The sequence below is a fragment of the Providencia sp. PROV073 genome (genome assembly GCF_033688125.1).
GTDB classification, from domain to species: Bacteria; Pseudomonadota; Gammaproteobacteria; order Enterobacterales; family Enterobacteriaceae; genus Providencia; species Providencia hangzhouensis.
Genome location: NZ_CP096353.1, coordinates 2,335,587 through 2,358,619 on the forward strand (window position 1 = coordinate 2,335,587; position 23,033 = coordinate 2,358,619).

The 23,033-nt window shown below is 38.7% G+C and carries 25 protein-coding genes; 7 read left to right on the forward strand and 18 right to left on the reverse strand.

What is annotated here, in order from left to right:
* Positions 1-97: 97 nt before the first annotated feature.
* Both M1F17_RS10565 and manA read right to left on the reverse strand, forming a co-directional pair.
* The gene (locus M1F17_RS10565) at positions 98-1,744 is read right to left on the reverse strand and encodes a YdgA family protein (RefSeq protein ID WP_226617032.1); all 1,647 of its coding nucleotides are present in this window, start codon (positions 1,742-1,744) and stop codon (positions 98-100) included.
* 106 nt (positions 1,745-1,850) lie between these two features.
* Complete coding sequence (gene manA, locus M1F17_RS10570; protein WP_036957724.1) at positions 1,851-3,026, reverse strand: mannose-6-phosphate isomerase; 1,176 nt, start codon at positions 3,024-3,026, stop codon at positions 1,851-1,853.
* 179 nt (positions 3,027-3,205) lie between these two features.
* On the opposite strand from manA, the gene fumC reads away from it, so the two are divergent.
* Positions 3,206-4,603 (forward strand): class II fumarate hydratase, encoded by a 1,398-nt coding sequence (gene fumC, locus M1F17_RS10575; protein WP_036957725.1) that lies wholly within the window; start codon positions 3,206-3,208, stop codon positions 4,601-4,603.
* A gap of 59 nt (positions 4,604-4,662) precedes the next feature.
* On the opposite strand, the gene tus is transcribed toward fumC, so the two are convergent.
* The 3 genes from tus to M1F17_RS10590 all read right to left on the reverse strand — a co-directional run bounded on the left by tus (position 4,663) and on the right by M1F17_RS10590 (position 7,653).
* Positions 4,663-5,577, reverse strand: coding sequence for a DNA replication terminus site-binding protein (tus, locus tag M1F17_RS10580; RefSeq protein WP_144140058.1), 915 nt, complete (start codon positions 5,575-5,577; stop codon positions 4,663-4,665).
* A 141-nt stretch (positions 5,578-5,718) separates the two neighbouring features.
* On the reverse strand, positions 5,719-6,297 hold the full coding sequence (locus tag M1F17_RS10585) for a lytic polysaccharide monooxygenase (protein ID WP_226617033.1): 579 nt from the start codon (positions 6,295-6,297) through the stop codon (positions 5,719-5,721).
* A gap of 84 nt (positions 6,298-6,381) precedes the next feature.
* The gene (locus tag M1F17_RS10590) at positions 6,382-7,653 is read right to left on the reverse strand and encodes an MFS transporter (RefSeq protein ID WP_004254299.1); all 1,272 of its coding nucleotides are present in this window, start codon (positions 7,651-7,653) and stop codon (positions 6,382-6,384) included.
* 125 nt (positions 7,654-7,778) lie between these two features.
* On the opposite strand from M1F17_RS10590, the gene M1F17_RS10595 reads away from it, so the two are divergent.
* The 3 genes from M1F17_RS10595 (at position 7,779) to bioD (ending at position 10,810) form a co-directional block, all read left to right on the forward strand.
* A complete protein-coding gene (locus tag M1F17_RS10595; RefSeq protein WP_036957727.1) occupies positions 7,779-8,690 on the forward strand; it encodes a LysR family transcriptional regulator in 912 nt (303 codons plus the stop codon).
* A gap of 91 nt (positions 8,691-8,781) precedes the next feature.
* Positions 8,782-9,993, forward strand: a complete 1,212-nt coding sequence (locus tag M1F17_RS10600; RefSeq protein WP_144140056.1) for an ROK family protein — start codon at positions 8,782-8,784, stop codon at positions 9,991-9,993.
* A 142-nt stretch (positions 9,994-10,135) separates the two neighbouring features.
* Positions 10,136-10,810, forward strand: coding sequence for a dethiobiotin synthase (gene bioD, locus M1F17_RS10605; protein WP_004254308.1), 675 nt, complete (start codon positions 10,136-10,138; stop codon positions 10,808-10,810).
* Between the two features lie 72 nt (positions 10,811-10,882).
* Here bioD and M1F17_RS10610 read toward each other — a convergent pair whose 3' ends face one another.
* The 5 genes from M1F17_RS10610 to M1F17_RS10630 all read right to left on the reverse strand — a co-directional run bounded on the left by M1F17_RS10610 (position 10,883) and on the right by M1F17_RS10630 (position 13,643).
* The gene (locus M1F17_RS10610) at positions 10,883-11,116 is read right to left on the reverse strand and encodes a DUF1161 domain-containing protein (protein ID WP_036957728.1); all 234 of its coding nucleotides are present in this window, start codon (positions 11,114-11,116) and stop codon (positions 10,883-10,885) included.
* Between the two features lie 45 nt (positions 11,117-11,161).
* Positions 11,162-11,533, reverse strand: a complete 372-nt coding sequence (locus tag M1F17_RS10615) for a DUF1283 family protein (RefSeq protein WP_036957730.1) — start codon at positions 11,531-11,533, stop codon at positions 11,162-11,164.
* Positions 11,534-11,615: 82 nt separating this feature from the next.
* Positions 11,616-12,365 (reverse strand): bifunctional NADP-dependent 3-hydroxy acid dehydrogenase/3-hydroxypropionate dehydrogenase YdfG, encoded by a 750-nt coding sequence (ydfG, locus tag M1F17_RS10620; protein ID WP_094960554.1) that lies wholly within the window; start codon positions 12,363-12,365, stop codon positions 11,616-11,618.
* Positions 12,366-12,763: 398 nt separating this feature from the next.
* Positions 12,764-13,297 carry a beta/gamma crystallin-related protein gene (locus tag M1F17_RS10625; protein ID WP_094960555.1) on the reverse strand — a complete coding sequence of 178 codons (534 nt, stop codon included), beginning with the start codon at positions 13,295-13,297 and terminating at the stop codon, positions 12,764-12,766.
* 82 nt (positions 13,298-13,379) lie between these two features.
* Entirely contained in the window at positions 13,380-13,643 is a 264-nt protein-coding gene (locus M1F17_RS10630; RefSeq protein WP_094960556.1) for a DUF3811 domain-containing protein, read from the reverse strand.
* A gap of 156 nt (positions 13,644-13,799) precedes the next feature.
* On the opposite strand from M1F17_RS10630, the gene mnmH reads away from it, so the two are divergent.
* Positions 13,800-14,891 carry a tRNA 2-selenouridine(34) synthase MnmH gene (gene mnmH / locus M1F17_RS10635; RefSeq protein ID WP_164455643.1) on the forward strand — a complete coding sequence of 364 codons (1,092 nt, stop codon included), beginning with the start codon at positions 13,800-13,802 and terminating at the stop codon, positions 14,889-14,891.
* Positions 14,892-14,976: 85 nt separating this feature from the next.
* On the opposite strand, the gene M1F17_RS10640 is transcribed toward mnmH, so the two are convergent.
* The 4 genes from M1F17_RS10640 to M1F17_RS10655 form a co-directional block, all read right to left on the reverse strand.
* Positions 14,977-15,630 carry a LysE family transporter gene (locus M1F17_RS10640; RefSeq protein ID WP_094960558.1) on the reverse strand — a complete coding sequence of 218 codons (654 nt, stop codon included), beginning with the start codon at positions 15,628-15,630 and terminating at the stop codon, positions 14,977-14,979.
* A gap of 105 nt (positions 15,631-15,735) precedes the next feature.
* A complete protein-coding gene (locus tag M1F17_RS10645; protein ID WP_094960559.1) occupies positions 15,736-16,200 on the reverse strand; it encodes a YaiI/YqxD family protein in 465 nt (154 codons plus the stop codon).
* 78 nt (positions 16,201-16,278) lie between these two features.
* Entirely contained in the window at positions 16,279-16,770 is a 492-nt protein-coding gene (locus tag M1F17_RS10650; protein WP_094960560.1) for a GNAT family N-acetyltransferase, read from the reverse strand.
* A 65-nt stretch (positions 16,771-16,835) separates the two neighbouring features.
* The gene (locus tag M1F17_RS10655) at positions 16,836-18,053 is read right to left on the reverse strand and encodes an MFS transporter (protein ID WP_094960561.1); all 1,218 of its coding nucleotides are present in this window, start codon (positions 18,051-18,053) and stop codon (positions 16,836-16,838) included.
* A gap of 111 nt (positions 18,054-18,164) precedes the next feature.
* Between M1F17_RS10655 and M1F17_RS10660 the strand changes: the two genes are divergently transcribed.
* On the forward strand, positions 18,165-18,752 hold the full coding sequence (locus M1F17_RS10660; protein WP_094960562.1) for a TetR/AcrR family transcriptional regulator: 588 nt from the start codon (positions 18,165-18,167) through the stop codon (positions 18,750-18,752).
* Here the strand turns inward: M1F17_RS10660 and M1F17_RS10665 are convergent.
* From M1F17_RS10665 to M1F17_RS10680, 4 genes are all read right to left on the reverse strand, one after another.
* Entirely contained in the window at positions 18,749-19,504 is a 756-nt protein-coding gene (locus tag M1F17_RS10665; RefSeq protein ID WP_094960563.1) for a DUF4184 family protein, read from the reverse strand. The genes M1F17_RS10660 and M1F17_RS10665 overlap by 4 nt on opposite strands.
* A gap of 102 nt (positions 19,505-19,606) precedes the next feature.
* Positions 19,607-20,632 carry a threonine aldolase family protein gene (locus M1F17_RS10670; protein WP_112307110.1) on the reverse strand — a complete coding sequence of 342 codons (1,026 nt, stop codon included), beginning with the start codon at positions 20,630-20,632 and terminating at the stop codon, positions 19,607-19,609.
* 194 nt (positions 20,633-20,826) lie between these two features.
* The gene (alkB, locus tag M1F17_RS10675) at positions 20,827-21,462 is read right to left on the reverse strand and encodes a DNA oxidative demethylase AlkB (protein WP_080544462.1); all 636 of its coding nucleotides are present in this window, start codon (positions 21,460-21,462) and stop codon (positions 20,827-20,829) included.
* A 106-nt stretch (positions 21,463-21,568) separates the two neighbouring features.
* On the reverse strand, positions 21,569-22,441 hold the full coding sequence (locus tag M1F17_RS10680) for an EamA family transporter (RefSeq protein ID WP_004254350.1): 873 nt from the start codon (positions 22,439-22,441) through the stop codon (positions 21,569-21,571).
* Positions 22,442-22,525: 84 nt separating this feature from the next.
* Between M1F17_RS10680 and M1F17_RS10685 the strand changes: the two genes are divergently transcribed.
* Positions 22,526-23,020, forward strand: coding sequence for a MarR family winged helix-turn-helix transcriptional regulator (locus M1F17_RS10685; RefSeq protein ID WP_004254353.1), 495 nt, complete (start codon positions 22,526-22,528; stop codon positions 23,018-23,020).
* The last annotated feature ends 13 nt before the right edge of the window (positions 23,021-23,033 follow it).

The window sequence follows — 23,033 nt, forward strand, 5'->3', positions numbered from 1 at the left end:
ACACTTAAATGGGTGTCAAATAAAAAAGCCAGCTATATGGGTTCACTTCACTTCATATTAACTGGCTTTTGTGACTACATTGTATCGATTAGATTAATTAGTTAGCTGGCGCTGCATCTTGTGGTGCTAATTCAGGCTCAACTTCCATTTCTGGTGCTGGTTCTGCATCTGGAGCAGGTACAGCTTCATATTCTAATGCATCTTCTGGGTTAGACATCACTTTCATCTTAGTGAGGAACTCAGCTAAGGTATATTTGTCATTATTGAATGTCAGGTCATTACCTGCAAATTTGATAGTCATAGTTAAATCATTTTCGCTATCAATCATCCAAGGTGATTTTTTCTGTTTAGCTTTTTCAGCACGTTCTTCATCTGTCATAAACATTTCTTCAAATGGAGAAGAGAACATATCTGAAGTCAGCATTTGCTGAACACCTTCAAATTCAGAAGTAACCATACCTTTCATTTCTTTCTTAGTTTCAGCATTAACTGGAACACCTTGATCTAAAATCATTGCTTGAGTCATTGATTCGATCATCATTGGCTTGTTCAGTTTTAAATTGAAATCAAAAGAAGTAATGAGTTGCTTGATAGCTTCATCAACTTTGTTAGACATTGCTAACGCAGTAATTTCATCTTGGTTCCATTTATTAAATGTGATGTTTAGGTCAACTGAACTTTGGCCAGCTTCATTTTTCCAGTAGAAGGGGCTAACAGTGAATACAGGCTTGCTTTTCATTAGCTCTGGCAATGTTGTAGACATCATTTCCATCGCTAAACGCTCTGTTGCTTCAGTTGGGTCACCATTAGCTAAGCCTTGAGCTAATGCTTCATTATATTGTTCAACGAATTTACCTAATGCTTTAGCATCTAATTTTTCAATAGCAACAGTCAGTTCGCCAGAACCTAAGTTTTGCTCTAATGCCTTTAAGTCAGAGATGCTATAAGAAATATTCCCTTTCACATCTTCGCCAGTAATAGAGGTGTCGCTTGAAATTTTGAAATCTTTAAAAGAAAATTTAGTTTCAGGAATGTTGAAATCTGTATCAGCAATAACAAATGACTGGGTTCCAGTGTAGAAGCCATATTGTGATTTTGTTACATTAGAGACTAATTTTAAGCCTTTTAATGTCATAGATTCAGAGTTATCTTTTTTACCAATAACTAAATTATCAGTGACTAAAGTTGCATCAACGGCAGCAAGATCAGAAGTTGTTGATACATCAAACTTAGAACCACTGAAAGATAATGAAACGTCATCTTTCTTATACTCGACAGGGATCAGCTCTAAATTGGTATCAATACTTTTGCTATAGCCAATGACAGCAGAACCATGAATAAATGGTTTACCTTGAGTCGCTTCGAATAATTCTTTTGTCGTCGCGTTGTTAGCTAATTCAATTTGCGTCGCTGCTAATTTTGGTAATAAATTAAACTTAGCGACTTGTGATAATGGGAATGGACCGTGGTCAATATTCGTTTTGAATACAATTGAGTCTTCTGGTGATACTGAATCCGCAGAGGTGATTACGATATCTGCTTTAGATGAAAAAACACCTTTTTCATAATTTTCTACTTTAAAATTCAAACCTGACTCAGGCACATTTACAGCAAAAAAATCGTTGGTTTTGAGAATTACTCTATCAAGTTCATCTTTTACTTTAGAACCTGTATACCATGAAGCTCCAGTCCACACTGCCCCCAGAGCAACAATAACACCAACCGCGACTAATGACTTTTTCATTATAAACATCCATCCTTTCAGCACGTTATTGCCGTACTTATAAATTTATAAAAGTTTTATATAATCGTCTTCATACAATGAAGACGGTTAAATACAGAATATGACACTATTTGTTAAATACCCGGGCTAGTTTGCCACTGCCATTAATGGTTATGCTTTTCTCATAAGCAGGCAAGAAAACAGATTCACCTGAATTAATGCATATTTCATCATTACTAGAATGTAAAACTAACTGGCCTTCAATACAGAACAAAATTGAGGCACTATTGTTAGATAGCGCAACTTCCGAGTGGGTTATAGAATATATATTAAATGCAAAATCTTCTACTGGAATATTATATTTCCAGATATTTCCAGATTTTTCGGGAATACTTAATAAATCCTTTGCAAACGTAGGCTTAAAGTCAATGTTAGCAATCAGCTCTGGGATATCTATGTGCTTATTTGTTAACCCAGCACGCAGTACATTATCTGAGTTTGCCATCACCTCTAACCCAACACCTTCTAGATATGCATGTGGCGTTCTGGCATATAAAAACATCGCTTCACCAGGTTCTAATTCAACGATGTTAAGAAGAAGAGGGGTAAATAGCCCATTATCTTCAGGATATAGGCTAACCATTTGCTTTATTGAGTTCCATGGCTCGCCTTGTCGGCTGTTTAAAGCGGCTTTCAATACGCCAAGTGCTAAATCTTTTTGTTCACCTGTTAAATTAAGAATTTGTGCAAATAAACGAGATAACTTTTCTTTTGTTGGGTCTTGAACAAATAATTGGATATCAGGATGTGCAGCTGAAACAAAATCCAGTAATTGCGCGATTTCATTCAGTGGGCGAAACGCGTTCATTGCCTTAAAAGGTGTTAACGCAAAGATTAATTCAGGTTTATGGTTGTCATCTTTATAATTGCGTATTGGGGAATCTAGTGGGATGCCAGCCGAATTTTCTTTAGCAAAACCAACTTCAGCATAAGTTTTGTTTGGATGTACTTGAACAGACAACGGTTGAGCAGCACATAACACTTTAAATAAATAAGGTAAACGATGATAAGTTTGTGCGACATGCTGACCTAAGTAGGCTTCAGGATCACTTTCAATTAAGGCGTTAAGTGGAATACTTTGATTTTTTTCCGCATCGAGAACTTCGGAGCTTGCTTTTGGATGAGCACCCATCCAAAGTTCAGCCATAGGTAAGCTATCAGGGTTTGAAATCCCATATAACTTAGTCAGGGCCGTTTTACTGCCCCAGTCATAGTTTTGGACTTTGTTTATCATTTTAAGCATAGCAAAATTCTCTTTTTCATAAAAATCAACTGATTTCCTTTTCACTACAATACAATAAGCTCGACCAAGTCTCATAAATGAAATTCAATTTGTGGCATTATACTGCTCGGTTATTTGCTTACCTGCAAGCAGATGATTCTAAAATCAATTATTCTGTGTATGTACCTAAGGAGATAGTAATGGCAGCCACTCGCATTGAAAAAGACTCAATGGGACCAATTGAAGTACCTGCTGACCAATTGTGGGGCGCGCAAACGCAGCGTTCTTTAGAACATTTCCGTATATCTGTAGAAAAAATGCCTGTTGCGTTAATTCACGCACTCGCTATCACTAAAAAAGCCGCTGCTAGTGTTAATATGGATCTTGGATTATTAGCTAAAGAGCGCGGCGATGCAATCATTGCTGCTGCTGACGAAGTTTTAGCTGGTAAACATCCAACGGAATTTCCTCTAGCTATTTGGCAAACCGGTTCTGGTACGCAAAGTAACATGAACATGAACGAGGTTTTAGCTAACCGTGGTAGCGAAATTCTCGGTGGTCAACGTGGTAATGATCGTCTTATTCACCCTAATGATGATGTGAATAAAAGTCAAAGTTCAAATGATGTTTTCCCAACGGCAATGCACGTTGCTGCGGTCGTCGCAATCCGCGAACATCTTCTCCCTGAACTGAAAATTTTGCATCAAACATTAGATGCAAAAGCGAAAGAATTTAAAGATATTGTAAAAATCGGTCGTACTCACTTGCAAGATGCAACCCCGTTGACGCTAGGCCAAGAAATTTCAGGTTGGGCTGCAATGTTAGCGCATAATGAAAAACACATTGAAAATTCTGTTCCTCATGTGTGTGAATTAGCGCTAGGTGGTACAGCAGTAGGGACTGGTTTAAATACGCATCCTGAATATGCGGTACGTGTTGCGAAAAAAATCGCAGAATTAACTGGCCAACCATTTGTTACGGCACCTAATAAATTTGAAGCATTAGCAACTTGCGATAGCCTTGTACATGCACATGGTGCTTTAAAGGGCTTAGCTGCCTCTTTAATGAAAATTGCCAATGATGTTAGGTGGTTAGCATCTGGTCCTCGCTGCGGTATTGGTGAAATATCTATCCCAGAAAATGAGCCAGGCAGTTCAATCATGCCAGGTAAAGTAAACCCTACACAGTGTGAAGCACTGACTATGTTATGTGCACAAGTTATGGGGAATGATGTTGCTGTTAACATTGGTGGGGCATCCGGTAATTTTGAGCTGAATGTATTCCGCCCAATGCTAATTGATAATTTCTTACAGTCTGTTCGCTTATTAGCTGATGGTATGCGTAGCTTTAATGAGCATTGTGCGATTGGAATTGAACCAAATCGTGAGCGTATTGAAAAATTACTTCATGAATCGCTAATGTTAGTGACAGCTTTAAATACTCACATTGGGTACGATAAAGCCGCAGAAATTGCTAAAAAAGCGCATAAAGAAGGACTGACGCTGAAAGAATCCGCATTGAAATTAAACTATTTAACAGAAGAACAGTTCAATGATTGGGTTCGTCCAGAAGATATGGTTGGCAGCATGAAATCTTAAGCTAGCTTATTAAACTGGCTTTATATAACACCCATACTGTTTGACAGATGGGTGTTTTTTTAGCGTTCTATATACAAATTTAAACGTGGTATTAATAGTTCAACTGCTTTTGCTCTGGGCCGATTACGGATTGCAATGTTATTGGCATGGTAATCGGGAAGTTCACCGACTTTAATTTCTGCCACCGTTTTTTCAAGCGCAAAAACAAATAAAGGCGTTGCACAAGCAAACTGGGTTTGTTTCTGTTGTTCTTTATCCCACACACGAGCGATTGGCTGAACTTTGACTGGCCGTTGAGTTTTTAAAACCGCATTGTAAGGTAGGGCGTCAATTAAGCGAATTTCATTTTCCAATTGTAAGCGCCAGTGCTCTTTTGGTAAATGAAGAGGGCAGCGGCCACTTTCTAAGCTTGCTTGTAAGCGGTCTCGCATTGCTTCTTTTGTGACTTTATTGATAACTTTTTTATTTGCCCAGCCAAAATTAATCGTATCGACATCAATCAATGAAGAGAGGGTTCGGTAGGTATTCAATGTTAGTAGGCCATGTAAACTATCACGAATAAATTCGAATCGATGAGGTTCGTCAACTTGTGTGACAATGGCTTTTATATGCATTTTTAACTCATTGATCTTTAAAATTAATGAATTAAAGTTACGATAAGTTTGCAAATTAGTTTGTACACATATAACCCCCGGTAAACGGATAGCGGCTTTGTTGCTGACCTCGTCTGGTTTGTTTTGTAAAAACAATAAATTAACTAACTTTACTGTTTCACGTATCGCATCATGACCAACTAATGTTTGTACTGAGATTTGTTCTATCTCATTATTCTCTTCACCTTTAATTACTGAAGGTAACTGGAAGACATGAGCTGTAAATGGAACTTGTTTTGATTGTTCCAATAACAACAGGCTAAATTGGTTTATTTGTGATTCCAATTCATTGAACGTATTAATTAAATCTTGTTTTTTCATAATTTAGTTACAACATTCAAATAGGTGATAAACAATAAATAACATAAACTCTCGTGTTTATCTATAAGAAAATCAGAGTCAAAAAGGGCAAGTGAGGCATTTTAACACTTGCCCCTTTCTTATATAAGCTTTCCTTTGACGTTAATTTATTTCTGCATCAATAACTTGATAAAACGCATTTTGCGTATCATCTATCGTCCAAATGGCTAAAATGACATGGTAACCTTTTTGATTTTTTGGCAATACACACTTGTGCTCAACAGTCTCTTCTGGAAATTCTACACGCTCAAATTTACAAAATGGCGTTAGTGTAAATTGATTACGAGATAGCAAGGCGTTTGACTGCCAGTCTGGCTTAGTTATGAAATATTCCCATTTTGTCGTTTTATGTTTTGCCGTGATGCGCCATTTAAACCTAACATCAGGTGAATTTAAGATAACCCGTTGCCATCGATTCGCAGTTTGTATGTCTAAGGGAGAAAAAGCAGCAATACCGGCGCTAGCAATTTTTCCATCAACTGGGCCATATTGAGGAAAACCTTTTTGGCCTTCAATAGATTGCGGTTCATATTGCACAGCTCCGCAGTGGGTATTTACCCCTTGCTTGCAGTAATATGAACGACTTTCAGGGGATTCGACATAGCCATGGGACCAAACAAAAGAACTACAGCATAGGAGTAATGGGGCAATTAAAAATGGTTTTATAGAGAATGGTTTCATTGGGTTTCCTCGTAATTAATAGACTTTTTTATCATCTACTAATCACGAGAAGGTATGGTAGTTTAACCTTTATTAGTTCCTAATCTACTGGTTATAACAAATTGATTTCAAACGGTAAGCAATGACTATGCCGATAAATAATATTCCAGCAATAAATAGCGCAACGCCATTCCAGCCAAAGTGTTGCCAAAATAAGCCACCAACCGTACCTGCAATACTTGACCCAGCGTAATAACTAAATAAATACAGAGAAGACGCTTGTCCACGTGCTCGTTTAGCTCTGCGTCCCACCCAGCTACTCGCTACAGAGTGCGCTGCAAAAAAACCCGTTGTTAGTATTGTCATTCCTAGCAGCACTAACCAAACATTTGAATATAGTGTGATTAAAATACCAACTAACATCATAGTAATAGACGCTATGAGCACTCGTCCAAGTCCATACTTGTGAATTAAACTTCCCGTTTTAGTCGCACTGTAAGTCCCTGTTAAATAAATAACGGATAACAAGCCAACAGTAGACTGAGAAAAAGAGTAAGGCGCTTCAAGTAAACGATATCCAATGTAGTTGTACATTGTGACAAAACCACCCATCAAAACAAAGCCTTCAATAAATAGAAAAGGTAAGCCTTTGTCTCTAAAGTGTAGATGCAAATTAACCCATAGATTCTTAGGTTTTAAAGAACTCGCACGAAAATGCTGAGAAGGGGGCAATAAGCGCCAAAAACCAATAGCCGCGATCAAAGCTAACGAACCTAAAATCACAACGGCAACACGCCATGAATAAAAATCAGCAATCACTCCCGTCACCAAACGGCCGCTCATTCCACCCAATGAATTACCACTAATATATAACCCCATGGATAACGCAACATAACTTGGATGGATCTCTTCACTCAAATAAGTCATAGCGACAGCAGCAACGCCACTTAACGATAAACCAACTAATGCCCTCGCAATTAAGATCCCTTGCCAACTCTGCATGACTGAACTGAGCAGAGTAAATAGTGCAGCACAAGCCAATGCAATAACCATCACATTTTTGCGACCTATTGCATCTGAAATTGGCCCGGTAATCAGTAAACCTAATGCCATCAAGCCAGTACTCAGTGATAATGATAAGCTTGCAGTTGCAGGGGAAATATTAAAATCCTCTGACAGCATAGGTAATATTGGCTGAACAAAATATAGCAAAGCGAATGTGGCAAAGCCCACCGTAAAAAAAGATAAGGTTACACGTAAATACAGCGCATCATCTCTTTGTATATAATGTTTTTTGGGTGTGGTATTTCCCTGCAAGGGTGTTCTTATTCCTTCATTAGGCCGCTCAGATGTGAGGCTATTTTGTGAGTGTTCCATGTTTATTCCTTGTCATACCAACACGTTTGATTTCGATCAAAGAATAGAAACTTTCTAGTTTTTTGTCTAATATATTAATTATTAATAATAATACTTTAAACATATTAATGGGTATTAACCAAAAGATGAGTATAGAACTTAGACATCTTCGATACTTTATTGCTGTCGCTGAAGAGCTTCATTTTGGCAAGGCAGCTGAACGTCTGCATATTTCACAGCCTCCTTTAAGCCAGCAAATACAAATGCTTGAAGAGAAAGTTAATGCAAAATTGTTAGAAAGGAATAATCGAAACGTTGCGTTAACGCCTGCGGGGGCAATGTTCTTAAAAGAGGCATATCAAATTTTAGCTCAAGTCGATGCGGCTGCGACAAAAGCAGCTCGCATGGAAAAAGGCGAACTTGGGGAGTTATCTATTGGATTTACGTCAACTACGCCATTTATGCACAAAGTTACCATGAGTTTACGGCAGTATCGGGAAGCTTACCCTGAAGTTTCTATTCATATGCATCAGATGAATACCAAACAACAGATAGCGCCATTAATTACGGGGCGAATTGATATTGGTATTATGAGAAATACGGTGTTACCAGAACAATTGGATTACCAACTATTATTTAAAGAACCATTTATGGTTGCCGTCTATGAAGGCCATCCATTATTAGAATTTATTGATGTTGGTGTTGATATTCAACAACTTGCTGATTATCCATTCATTTTCTTTGAACGTGATGTTGGTACCGCACTATATGATGAAATAAATCAATTGTTAACATCTGCGGGAGTGGTACCCACCATTTCTCAAGAAGCGGGGGAAGCCATGACCATTTTAGGATTAGTTTCCGCGGGAATGGGAATTTCTGTGATTACAGAATCATTCACACGAATGAAAATTGATGGTGTAAAATACTTAAAACTCACTAATATTAATGCTTCATCTGAAGTTTGGTTAGTCTACAATACTCGTAGAACGTTACCTGCCGTAGCCAAAAAATTAACAAATCTTTTGATGGCCAACATTGTTGGCAACCAAGAGTGAGCTAGTTCACATTTTCAATGTAAACGAAATCATTCATACACAGATTAAGGCATAATAACTCATTGCTTTATAAAGGAATTGAATTATTACCATGGTGAATCAAACTGGTCACATTGACCAAATCAAACAGTTAAATACGGGTATTGTATATCGTATCATTGATCAACATGGTCCAATTTCGCGTATTGCCTTGTCAAAACAGGCTCAGCTTGCGCCTGCCAGTATCACTAAAATTACACGTGAACTTATGGATGCTCACTTAATCAAAGAGTTAGAGTTTCCAGTGCTTGGTTTACGTGGGCGTCCAGCTGTAGGGCTGGTAATTGAAAGTGAAGGGTGGCAATTTCTAGCGATCCGTATTGAAGGCCAGAAACTGATTATTTCCTTGAAAGAAATTAACGCAGTTACCTTGGCTCAAACAGAATATCCATTCACACCGTTAGGCAATAGTGAATTCATGGATTCGCTTACTGAATTAATCAGTCAATTTTTTGCTAGCCATCAAAAAATATTAGAAAGAGTCACTGCAATTAGCATTCTTATTGATGGTATATTAGATCCTCATACAGGTGTTATTTATCAGCATCCATCTTTTAAAATCCACCAACTGGCCATAGCGGAATCTCTTACCAAGCAAACCGGTTTACCAGTTTATTTACACCCTCCTGTGGATGCTTTAGCGTTAATGGATCATTTCTCTCATCAAGAGAAAAGAAAAGAAAAAAATATTATTTACTTACAGCTACAAGATGTTGTTAATGTCATGGTGCTAAGCCATGGAACAACATTAGATACAAATACCCATCGGCCTATTTTATTCGGCCATACCCAATGTGAACCCTGTAACCATAACTTTTGCTATTGTGGTAGCGATGGTTGCTTAGAAACCCAAACTTCTATTCCTGCAATATTACACCAAGCTGAAAGTTTGCTAATAAACTACCCTGATTCGCATTTACATCAGAAAAATATCTCAATTGATAACATTTGCTCTGGAGCAATATCAAACGATAGCCTTTGTGTTTATCTTATTAATCAGGTTGCTCAACGGTTGGCAAAACCATTAGGATTGATGGTGAATTTATTGGGGAGCGAGCTAATTTTGGTAAACTCCCCATTGAATCAAGATTCTGAGTTATTTTTAGAATGTTTACATAATCATATAAACAAACATACAATCCCTCTATATTCATCTAATTTAGTAATAGAAAAATCCATATTTACCGTTAAGGATAGTGAAACGTCATTAATACAGAGAGCGTTATATGATGGTTCTCTACTACTACAACTATTACAAGGCTAAAACAATTCGATAATATTTATACTATCGTACACAAAATTGAGCTAACGCAAACTTCTCACTTACCCATTCCAATAAACTGAATCCATATCATTTTTGCAGCTTATTGCTGTATAAGTCTGTCACTTCAGGATAGAAAAAGACCATGATCAATCTATTTGTTACCGGGACAGATACAGATGTCGGGAAGACAGTATCGACGCTTGCCATCCTGCAAGCACTAAATAGCCAAGGAATTAAAGCCGTGGGCTATAAACCTATTGCGGATCAATGCATTGATACCCCTGAAGGAATCAGAAATAAAGATGCATTGCTAATCCACAGTGTTTCTCAAGACCTTGTTTCCTATGATGAAGTTAATCCTGTGCGTATCACAGATAATTACAGTCATGAAAATAGCATTGATTTTAATAAAATAAAGCATGGGTTAGACCATTTACATCATCAATGCGATATGGTTGTTATCGAAGGTAATGGGGGATGGCGCTATCTACTTGATGATAATACTTTTTATGCAGACTGGTTAAAAGATCAGCCGGTCGGTGTTATCTTAGTCGTCGGTATTCAACATGGTTGTGTTAATCATGCATTATTAACCGCTGATGCAATTCGAGCCGATGGGTTACCATTAATAGGTTGGATGGCAAACCGCATCAACCCAGGGTTGGCACACTACGCCCAAATAATTGACCGGTTGCAACATCATATTAAGGCTCCATTAATTGGAGAAATTCCATATTTATTGCGCCCTGAAGAAAAAGAGTTAGGGCATTACCTCAATACAGATAAACTGCAAGAACTTATCGCTATTCCTAACTAATTACTTAATAAGCAATAAAAGAAAAAGGGCGCCATCATCAAATAGCGCCCTTGATTCTATCTAAATTGTAACCTAGTGACGAGTATAAATGATTTTATAAGAATCATTTTGGCAGTGCCCGACAACTTGGCCTTTAGACGAGTCAACTTCATCATTAGGCACTGCAACCAAACTAAAGTTATCAGCAGGAACGCCATTATTGATAATCTTTTGTTTAATTTCCTCAATCACACTTTCACATGAAGCTTGGGCAAAAACTGGCACTAGCACCAGTGCAAATAAGGGTAACAACAATTTCTTTTTCATCTTCTCTCCTTGATCAACAGCTCCATAAGACAACCTATTATAAGGTTATGGATTATTAATTGGACGGCCATTACTTACATCAAGGCAACGTTTAGTGCTCGGTTCCCAGTAAGCATTTAGATTGAGGCTTTTTTCGCATTTATCTTTTGCATCAAAAGCCTGATCTACTTTATCAAACTCTTTTTCGGTACGAGTATTAACCTTTTTGCGCAACATACGGGTATCATCCCATTGTTCCTTTTCTTGACGCGCTTGCTCTTTATTAAGAGAGTCATCGCCTTTGCCCACAGAAACGCAAGTACTGCCTGCAGTGCATGATGTCGTGGATTGTGCCGCAGAAGACGATGTAGCCCAAAGTAAAGGGAGACATAAACAAATCGCAGTTAAGCCAGTTTTCAACATTTTGTGTGAACTCATGTAAATTCCTTACTAAACAGGACAGATAACCTGAGTATAGCTAAAAAAGTGTCAGTGCGTCTGTATAGAATAGTACTAAAAATTAAATCTGTTTATGTACTGTTAAACCTGCAAAAGTTTGGCAAACAGGCATCAATTCTAATGTATTTACATTCATATGTGCAGGTAATGTGGCAACCCAGTATACCGTTTCCGCGATATCTTCAGGGGTTAGAGCGTCAGCGCCTTGATAAGTACTAGCCGCTTTATCATCATCTCCTTTAAAGCGAATATTTGAAAATTCTGTTCCACCGACTAGGCCTGGTTCAATATCAGTCACTCGGATTTTTTTCCCCTGTAAATCAGCACGTAAACCAAGTGAAAACTGTTTAACAAAAGCCTTGGTTGCACCGTAAACATTGCCACCTTTGTAAGGCCAGCTCGCCGCCGTAGAGCCAATATTAATAATATGACCGTGATTGTTGGCAACCATGCCTTGCAATACTTCGTAGGTCATATTGACTAAACCTTTGGTATTCGTATTAATCATAACGTCCCAATCATCAGGATTGGCGTCAAATGCAGGTTCTAAACCTAATGCTAAACCTGCATTATTTACTAAAACATCGATTTTTTTGAGATGTGCAGGTAAATTTGCAATCGAATCATGGATTGCTTTTCTATCTTGGATATCTAAAGTTAACGGATAAAATTTATCACCTAACTCTTTATGGAGGGCTTCTAAACGCTCTGTTCTACGTCCTGTACCAATAACAGTGTAATTATGTTTGATAAATCGACGGGCAATTGATTCACCAAAACCAGAAGAAGCACCCGTTACTAAAATAATCATTGAAAACCTCATAGTTGTTATTGTCGTGTTAGCGTGATTTCATTTTAACGCTATCTATTGGGAACCACAAATTTAGAGCCTAAACAAGCCAACACGATTACCAGCCAAAACACTGGATTTCTTTATTTCACACTTTGATTCGCATAATGCATATTATGTTAAATAGAATATAGTGACTCAATAATGCCATAACATGGCTTACTCCAAGGGTCGTAAAGCTTCTTCAAACCAACCTACCTGATATTCAATTAGACAAAATTCGTACGGGTGATTTACCTCTATTAGAGAAAGAAATTAAAGAACATATCCGTAATCAGAATAAAAAAGTTAATTTCAATCTAGCCGTCAATAAAAAAAGAGAACAATAGAGCCACCAGCAATAACAGTCGACGACTTTTTTAAGGTCGTTTCATAATTTTGATTGAGCGAGTTTTTTGGCTATATCCTAGCGTATTGTGCGAACCGCCCATCTCTGTATGGTATTTTCCAGTATAATTATCGCCTTCGTAAAAACGGACAATCCAGCCGTCAGGGATAGTATAAGAGGCTATTTTATCTGAGAAATGGTGACGGGAAAGATACGGAATATCGTCAAATACTTCAATATAATCGCCCTTTTGCCACGATTTAGCGTAAACAATTAGGCTTTCTTCAATATATTGATCACCAAACGATAATTTACTGGTGCTGCATTTCGCATCTTGAGCTTTACAGAAAATACTGCCTTGCCCTTGCCCTAATTCACAGCGTCGAGAGGTTTTGTGTCGCGCTGTTTGCTCAGACATTGCAGCTTCTGCATAGAAGTTAGAAAAAGGAGATAAAGCGCAAACATGTACAACAACAGAATCATTACGGGATGGTTTCCCATGATAATTAGATTTTGCGACAGTAAAACTACTGAATAACAATAATAATAACGCAATCTTTTTCATTTTTGAGGTCTTTTAATGATTTGAATAGCGTAAAATTACAATTACTTAATGCAAATCACTAGCGGAACACTCTGATTAAAAATTAGCGATACCCTCTTTTATGATTTTGAGAAGACCAACTGTAACTTGTATCGCTGGGAACTAACTTATCTTTTTTCTTTTCTGCCCGTAATTTTTTCGCTTGTTTTTCGACTTCTTGAGATATTTCGGTAATGATTTGTTTTCTTACTTTGCTCTGCTCGGAATTTGTTAATTCACGGCCAAGTTTTTTCCTTTCTTGAGCAAGCCTTGTACGCACTTGGATTTTTTGAGTTTCGGTCATTTCTTGAATCGTTAACATCTTCATTGTATTACCCCTTACTCATATTAAAATACCTAACAACAATATATCATTATTAGGCAATAAAACACTAACCATTGTTTTAAGCCTAACATTAATGCCAAGCAATAGGATTAAGAGTATAGTAATCTCATTGCAACTTTAAAGAATCTCGCTGTTATTATGGAATTAACCTCGTCTTCGCAAAATATTCGCCAAATCTTAACTACTGACACACCACTCATCGATGTCAGAGCTCCTATCGAATTTCAACAAGGGTCGATGCCTAATGCGATTAACCTTCCGTTGATGAATGATGATGAACGTGCTGCCGTTGGTACATGCTATAAACAACAAGGTTCTACTAAAGCCGTTGAGTTAGGCCACCAACTTGTCAGTGGTGATATTAAAATTGCGCGGATCACAGCGTGGAAAGAAGCCTGCCAACAAAATACCCATGGTTATATTTGCTGTGCGCGTGGTGGAATGCGCTCCCATATCGTGCAATCGTGGCTAAAAGAGGTGGGAATTGAATACCCTCTTATTAACGGTGGTTATAAAGCATTGCGACAAACTGCAATTGATGCCGTCAATGAGCTGGTTCAGCGGCCTATCGTTTTAGTGGGCGGCTGTACCGGTAATGGTAAAACCACTTTAGTCCATCAACTCGCGAACGGAATTGATTTAGAAGGTCTCGCACATCACCGAGGTTCTTCTTTTGGCCGTACATTACAACAACAACACTCCCAAGCCACGTTTGAAAATTACTTAGCGGTCACTTTATTGAAGAAAGCCCAATACTGTCAACATTGGGTACTGGAAGATGAGGGACGTGCCATTGGTGCAAATAGCCTACCTCTTGAACTACGCACACAAATGGAAAAAGCGCCAATCGCTATTATTGAAGACCCCTTTGAGCTACGTCTTGAGCGTTTAAAATATGAATATTTTGATCGTATGACGCAAGATTTTTTAGCAACTTTTGGTTTTGAGCGAGGCTGGCAGGAATATAGTGACTATCTGCACCATGGCCTATTAGCCATTCGCAAACGTTTAGGCTCACAGCGGACAATCGAATTAACCCATTTACTTGATCTTGCTTTAGCAGACCAAAAAACAACCGGTGATACCCAAACACATTTTTCGTGGTTAATTCCATTGTTGAATGAATACTATGACCCAATGTATTGCTATCAATTAAGTAAAAAGCAGCATCGCATCATTTTCCGTGGTAATTATAAAGAAGTTGAACATTGGCTAACTGATCAACAATGATGCATTTTCTTTCACCACAAATAGCCTCATCGTATGGAGTCTGAGGCTATTTTATATCGTAATGGCTTGAACATGATCATAAAACCTAGAATGGTGATTTTTTTACTACCAGCTCGCTAACCCCTTGGTAAATCAACCTTGTAGCCAATCCTCCAAGAATTAGCCCGACGCCTTTGCCGACAACTTTATGAACGCGTGAATAAGTTCTACGCACAGAGGTTAAAGAGAATGTTTGGCATAAAATTATCCGCCAAATTAGTGATGCAACAACAATTCCCATCCAAATAACTAACTTAGTCCATAATGGTGTTGATGGGGAAATAGTCGTTGAAAAAATACTCATAAAAAATAAAACGGTTTGTGGGTTTGATAAATCAGAAATCAAACCCCGCCTAAAGTAGACACCTGATGGAAAACTTTCCATGGTATTTTCGGTGGACAGATTGAGTTGTGTTTTGTTATTGAAAACACTCACTGCGTAATAAAGTAAATATAAACCACCCAGAATCTTAATGAGTGAGAATAATGAGCCGAATTCCGCCATTAATGTGACCAAACCAAATAAACCGAGACCTGAATAAATGGCATTGCCTAATACCACGCCATAGCCACAGGTTAACCCCGCTTTTTTACCTGAGCTTAATGTGGTTTGCACCACAATAAACAAATTTGCCCCAGGATTAAAAAAGGTCAGTATAAATAAGAATAGCGTGATGATAATGCTGTGTAATGGATCCATTATTTTTCTTCAAAAATTTAAGGTTAACCATTATAGTCACGGCATAGAGAGTAATTCTGTTTTACTATGCACATTTTCTGAGCTTAAATCAGAAAATGTGCTGGCTTATGATGACGCTAATGATTTTTTACGTTGCAACAACCATTTATCTAATTCATTAGCAAATTGCTGCCTGTCTTTCTGGTTTAAACTTGCAGGCCCCCCAGTTTGGATGCCACTGGCTCTCATGGTATCCATAAAATCACGAATATTAAGGCGCTCACGAATGGTAGCTTCGCTATAGCGTTCTCCTCGAGGGTTTAATGCATTCGCGCCCTTTTCTATAACCTCTGCGGCCAATGGGATATCTGCGGTGATCACTAAATCATCTTTTTGGGCTCGCAACACAATTTCATTGTCAGCTACATCAAACCCTGCAGGTACCTGTAAGGTTTTTAAAAAAAGTGACGGAGGTACCGTTAAACGCTGGTTTGCAACAAATGTTATTTGCACTTTTTCTCTATCTGCTGCACGGTATAAAACCTCTTTAATTACTTTTGGACATGCATCCGCATCTACCCAAATTATCATTATGATTTCCCAAATAGTGATTATATATAATGAGATATGATACCAGACAACAAAATCACAGGCTTAAGAAAATACATTTTACAATTTCATCACCATTTCATGCCACGTCATTCCACCATGATCGGATTCTGACGGTTTAACATATTGGTAGCCAAAGTGCTTATACAGGTCAATATGGCGTTCTTTGCACATAAGATGAATTGTTTCTTTATTCTTCTCCTTCATGGAATTAATAAATGTTTTCATCAGTAAGGACGAATAACCTTTACCTTGATATTTGGGATGCACGACCACTGACATAATAACGACATTCGGTGCTTTTGGGTCATGTCCAATGAGCTCTTTAAATTCCTCATCAGACATCACAACCTCCCATGCACAACCCGCATTAATAAAACCAACCACTTCTCCAGCTAATTCCATACATAAAAAACCGTCTGGATATTGTTGGATACGCGTGGCTATTTTTTCTCTTGTTGCCGCTTCATCCCCTTCATAGGATTCGACTTCAATCGCATAACAGGAGTCAACATCACCGAGTGTGGCCGCTCGAAATACTGGAGAGTACATTAAGGTTACCTCATTAAATTATTTTTTATGATTTTATCACTACATGGTTTATTTTTTCGTTGTTTTTAATGGCCATTTTCGCATTCAACTGCTACTTTTTGTTGGGTTTTATCGCGTAAGTAACTCAACCATGTTGAAATTAAAACTAAAACACCGCCAGAGATAGCAACGGCGTAGCCTGCGTAAGAGCCGTAGGTATCCACCATTTTACCCGTTAACATTGCACCAATTGCAACACCGATATTTAACCCAGCAAGTAACCAGGTCATTCCTTCTGTTAATTTATTTTGTGGAACAATTTTCTCAACTAATGTCATCGCAATGATCATCGTCGGTGCAAAGAACAACCCGGAAATAAACACCACCACAGATAAAGAATAAACCCCTACGACCCACCACATTGGCACAATAGAAAGAAACGTCATTAAGCCGCTGAGGAAGAGTAAGCGTGGCAAAGGTGTGTTAAAGGTTAACCCTCCAAATACGATCCCCATTGCACATGAACCGACTGCATAGGCCGATAACACTAAACTGGCCATCGCCGGTTGCTGTTGTAATTGAGCCAAAGTGACACTCAAGATATCCACACTGCCAACAATCACACCTAAAGCAATCATCAAAACAATCAATAACTGCAATCCAACCATTGAAATAATTGATTTATTCGGGATTACAAGATAATCAGATACAACTACTTTAGGTTCAGTGCTGCGTTGTGAAATAAACAAAGCCATCCCCACAGCGAGTAGAATCGCTGCAACCAGTAAACCCGCTTGAGGAAATAAAGCAACACTGATCCCGACAGATAACGGTGGGCCAACAATAAACGTAGCATCATCAAATACGGTTTCTAATGAATACGCCGTTTGTAATACGGGCTGATCTTTATACTGTGCTGTCCACCTTGCCCTTACCATGGCAGACATACTTGGCATTGCTCCCGTTAACAGTGCCCCGATAAATAAGCCGATATCGGGTAATGATAACCACGTAGTGATGATGATAATAAAAACACCGAGTACACTGACAGCAGTTACCACCGGCAAGACGCGAAATTGACCAAATTTATCCACTAAGCGGGAGACTTGCGGAGATAGCAACGCATAAGTTAATACAAAGGTGGCAGAAACAAGCCCTGCCAAGGTATAGCTCCCTTTCAATTGTGCTAACAGGGTAATGATCCCGATCCCCATCATTGGTAACGCTAAACGTGCCAATAACCCTGCTATCACAAAGTGCTGGTTTTCTTTTGCCTGAAATAACTGCTGATAGCGACCTATCATATGAACTCCAAAATGAAATTTAATTATACATACGATACGTATGTATAATTATGATATAATCATACACATTGAATGTAAATAATTATACGCCATGTATGTAAGAGGTTTTTAATGGCAAGAAGAACACAAGCGCAAATGGCGGAAACACGTGCAAATTTGCTAACTACAGCACGAGAGCACTTTAGCCGACTCGGCTATGCAGAAACTTCAATGGATGAAATTGCAGCAAGCGTTAATCTCACACGCGGTGCCCTTTACCACCACTTTGGCGACAAACAAGGCTTATTTACTGCCGTTGTTGAGCAAATCGACTCACAAATGAACGCACGGTTACAAGGAATTACTCGCCATACTGAAGACTTATGGAACAGTTTCTGTCAACGCTGTCATGCTTACTTAGAAATGGCATTAGAGCCCGAATACCAACAAATTATTTTGCGTGACGCGAAAGCTGTATTAGGCAATTTTTTAGCTAAATCAAACTTACAGTGTACCGAACAGATTGAACGCTTACTTTATGAGCTTGCCAAAAAAGGCATTATTAAAGATATTGATACCCATGCATTGGCTTTTTTAATTAATGGCGGTCTCGCTGAAGCAGCATATTGGATTTCACAAAGTGATAGTCAACAGCGATTAAAGAAAAGTATCGCTGCCATCGATATCATGTTATCAGGGTTGTTACTCACAAAAGGCTAACTTTGCGTGGCCTTTCGCTGGCGCTGATATTTTATCAGTGCAAACAATATACTTGCTGTAAAAAAAACAGGAACTAGTAGTGTTAGTTCTAAATATACAAAGCGATTGAAATTAAATACATCCCCTTTCATGGCTAATTTATAGGCAAATGGTAAGGAAATACATCCTGAAACAATGGCAATCTTGAGTAATGCCATTAACTTTTTCGCATACTCTTGCTGCTGAATTGCAGATTGCCGACGGTAGTACTGCGTGTATTTTATCAACAAGTACAACGCTCCCAATAAAGAGCCAAGGTGTTGCAGTAATTTATAAATAGCAATTTCTTGGCTATCCGTCATGTTAAATACGACAAGCTGCAAAAACTCAGCGTGCCGAACAAAAGCCCCTGACTGATGAGTAAAAGCATCCCAGATAATATGGCTTGCCGCACCGATATAAAAGGAAAGCACGACAATACAAAATTGTCGAAATGAACCTACACTCCTGTTTTTCAAGGGAAATGGCACAGCATAGTGGAGATAAAAAACACTTTTTTGTACAAAAATAGTGATGAGTAAACATAATGGTAAGCCAGTATATAACCAGCCTATCAAGTCATGAGCCGTAGTGGCTGCCGAGTACCACATCATTGAATAAAATAGATCTGGGCTTAGGCTACCTAAAATTAAGGCAGGTAAGCTTAAAAAATGCCCAAATCGACTTTGTTTTATCGGAAAAACGACTGCAGGATGGGAAAAAGTCCAAGGCATGGTAAATTGCTCATTAACGTCATCAATAAGCCACTATCATGATAAATAAAACCCAATAAATATAGGCGAAATATCGGAAATATTTACTGGGATGATAATTACCTAAAGTAAAGCTTGGAAAGTCTGCTTTAATTTGTCTACATCTTGCTGAGTTGTTGACCACGAGGTACAAAAACGAATACACGTGGTTTCCGGTGTCGGCTTACAAATTAAGCTTAACTGATAGTGTGTTAATAATTTATTCGCCAGTGCATTTGGGAAAATAACGAAAACTTGGTTTGACTCTACGGGCGCAAGAAATTGGAATCCCTTTTCAGCAAAAAATGAAGCGAGTTGTGATGCCATCTCATTAAGATGACTTCCCAATTTAAAATACAAATCATCATTAAACAGTGGTTCGAACTGGGCGGCGAGCAGCCAACCTTTTGCTTGTAGCCCACCTTTTTGCTTAATACTAAAACGGAAATCTGATTGCAATGCAGGGTTTACAAGCACCAAAATCTCCCCAGTTAATGCACCTATTTTCGTTCCACCGATGTAAAAAATATCGGTCAACTTCGCGACATCTTCAATGGTTAAATCACTATATTTCGACATTAAACCAGAAGACAAGCGAGCACCATCCATAAATAACAGTAAGTTATGAGCGTCACAAACCTCGCGTAGCGCAACTAACTCTTGTTTACGGTAAACAGTGCCAATTTCGGTTGAATTACTGATATAAACAAGCTTAGGCTGGACAGTATGTTCATCATTATGTTCAGACAGCACCTTGATGATATGCTCTGGTGCGAGTTTTCCTGATGGTGAGTCAACAGTAATAACTTTATGTCCTGTCGCTTCAATTGCCCCCGTTTCATGAACGGCGATATGCCCACTATCTACGGTGATAACCGCTTGGTAAGGTCGTAAAACGTGGGAAATCGTTGTCAGATTAGTAATTGTACCGCCATTAAAGAAATGAATATCAGCACTAGGTTGGCTAATTCTTAATCTAATTTGAGCCGCGACCCTGCTACAAACCTCATCAGTGCCATAACCTTTGAAACGTTTCCCTGATAAATCATTTAAAGTCTGCATAACTGCAGGGTGAGCTATTTCATTATAATCATTTAAAAAGCTATACATTCACTTACCTACCAATACCTAGTTATATTAATTTATAACCATCATTTATAGGTGCATCTAATTTATTATTCAATGATATTTTTTCTATATAAATACTAAATTTAACGATTAGTATTATTTAATCTACTGAGATGAAATATTAAGTCATTCATGGTCTATTTAATTGATAAATTGGAATATTGTAAAAGGCGAATTTAAGGTTGAGAACGCCTAAACGTCAAGTTATAGCGGTAAGGCCCTAACAACGGGTGTACACCTGATTTAATACGACGTACTCCATGATAATTTAACCGTGACCGACCGCCCCATACCAAGACATCCCCATGTTCTAAATAAACAGCGATTTTAGGCGCATCACGGGTTGCCCCACCAAAATCAAATATTGTGGGTAGCCCTAAAGAAAAAGAAACAATTGGATGAGTGAAATCAGCTTCGTCTTTGTCTTGGTGCAATGACATTGCAGCGCCAACTGCATACCGGTTAATTAAGCAAGCATCAGGGATAAAATGTTCGAAGCCAGCGGTACTCGCTGCTGAAGTTGCCAATTGAACAAACGAAATAGGCATAGGTTGCCACGGCTGATTCGTGACAGGGTCACGCTGACTGTAACGATAACCCTTTTTATCTGTCACCCAACCCCAGTCGCCGCAGTTAGTCATTGCTGCCGACATTTGATAACCATTGGGTGTTGCCATATGCCTTAATGGATTAGCAGTAATAACGTTGCTTAATGACTGCAATAATGCATCACTTTGCCCCAGTAAAAAACCTTTGAGTAAAAAAGCCTCTGGTGCAATTTGTACGATATTATCTTCATCAGGAAATAACATATTAGTCACTAGTCACTTTTTTATAATCCAAGTGAATACTCTAATGGATATTAACACAGGAAAAAAGGTTGCTTAGCACAACAAATAAGCAACCATCAAAATACCTTTAACGTTGATAAGCTAAAGTGACTTTTCTTGTTTCCGCTCGTTGGCTCGCCCACACACTGAGTAAAATGACAACCATACCAATAAATTGCAAGGTGCTAAGTTGTTGATTGAGATAAAACCACCCTAAAACCACCGCACTCACAGGGCTTAAGAAACCCAGTGACGCAACTGAACTTGGGCCTAATATTGCAAGCCCACGGAACCATAAAGCGTAAGTCAATGCTCCACCAATAAGCGTTAGATACCCCAACCCGATTAAATTTAATGAACTTAACGGTGGCAAAGCCGGCTCAAACACAATGGCAAATGGTAATAAAACTAAGCCTCCCGCAGTTAATTGCCATGAAGTAAAGGTTAAAGCGCTCACTGGTGGCTGCCAGCGGCGACTCAAAACCGTCCCTGCTGCCATTGAAAATGCGCCTGCTAACCCTGCAACAATGCCTAGAGGGTCTAAGGCGGCATTCGGTGTTAAAAGTAATATTGCTACCCCGAATACCCCCGCTATTGATGCGATAATGGATACCGCTGATAACCGATTATTTAACAACCAGTAGCTTAGAAATAGTACAATTAATGGCTGTACGGCGCCAACCGTTGCAGCTACACCACCAGGTAAGCGATACGCAGCAATAAACAGTAACCACCAAAATAAAGAAAAATTTAAAACACCTAATATCACCACACGTAACCACCAAATACCCTCGGGAAGTTTTCGCAGCACGAGTATCAATAGTAACCCTGCGGGTAAAGCGCGCAATACCGCCAATGTTAATGGTATCCCTGCGGGTAACATTTCTGTTGTCACTAAGTATGTGCTCCCCCATACAATAGGTGCCAATGCAGTCAATCCTAAAACTGTTATACGACCCATATTTCTACTCTCTTAATTTATCTTGACCTCAAGATATGTGTATTTTACCTTGACGTCAAGATAAATAACCGCCATTATTTACCTATGGATAGAATAGATAAAATCACTCAACAGTGGGAAAGAGAACGCCCTGACCTCGATATTAGCCCAATGGGATTAATTGGTCGGTTGGGTAATGTCGCGTACCACTTAACTCGGGAAATGGAAAAGGTCTTCGCTCAGTTTGGTCTTAACCGTTCAAGTTTTGATGTGCTTGCAACTTTGCGCCGTGCAGGAGCCCCCTATACGCTAAGCCCAGGGGAAATGCTCTCAACGTTGATGGTTACATCGGGGACAATGACTAACCGAATAGACCAATTAGAAAAAGCGGGGTTAGTCATCCGCCATACCAACCCGGATGATGGCCGCGGTTTTTTGGTTTCATTAACAACTGAAGGCTTAACGCTAATCAACCAACTTATTGAAGTACATACACAAAACCAAGCTCGCCTCGTTGCTAAATTGTCACCACAAGAGCAACAAGCATTGAATCAGTTATTGCGAACATTCTTAGCGTCATTTGAGCCTAATGAAAAATAACACGCTGTCTTGA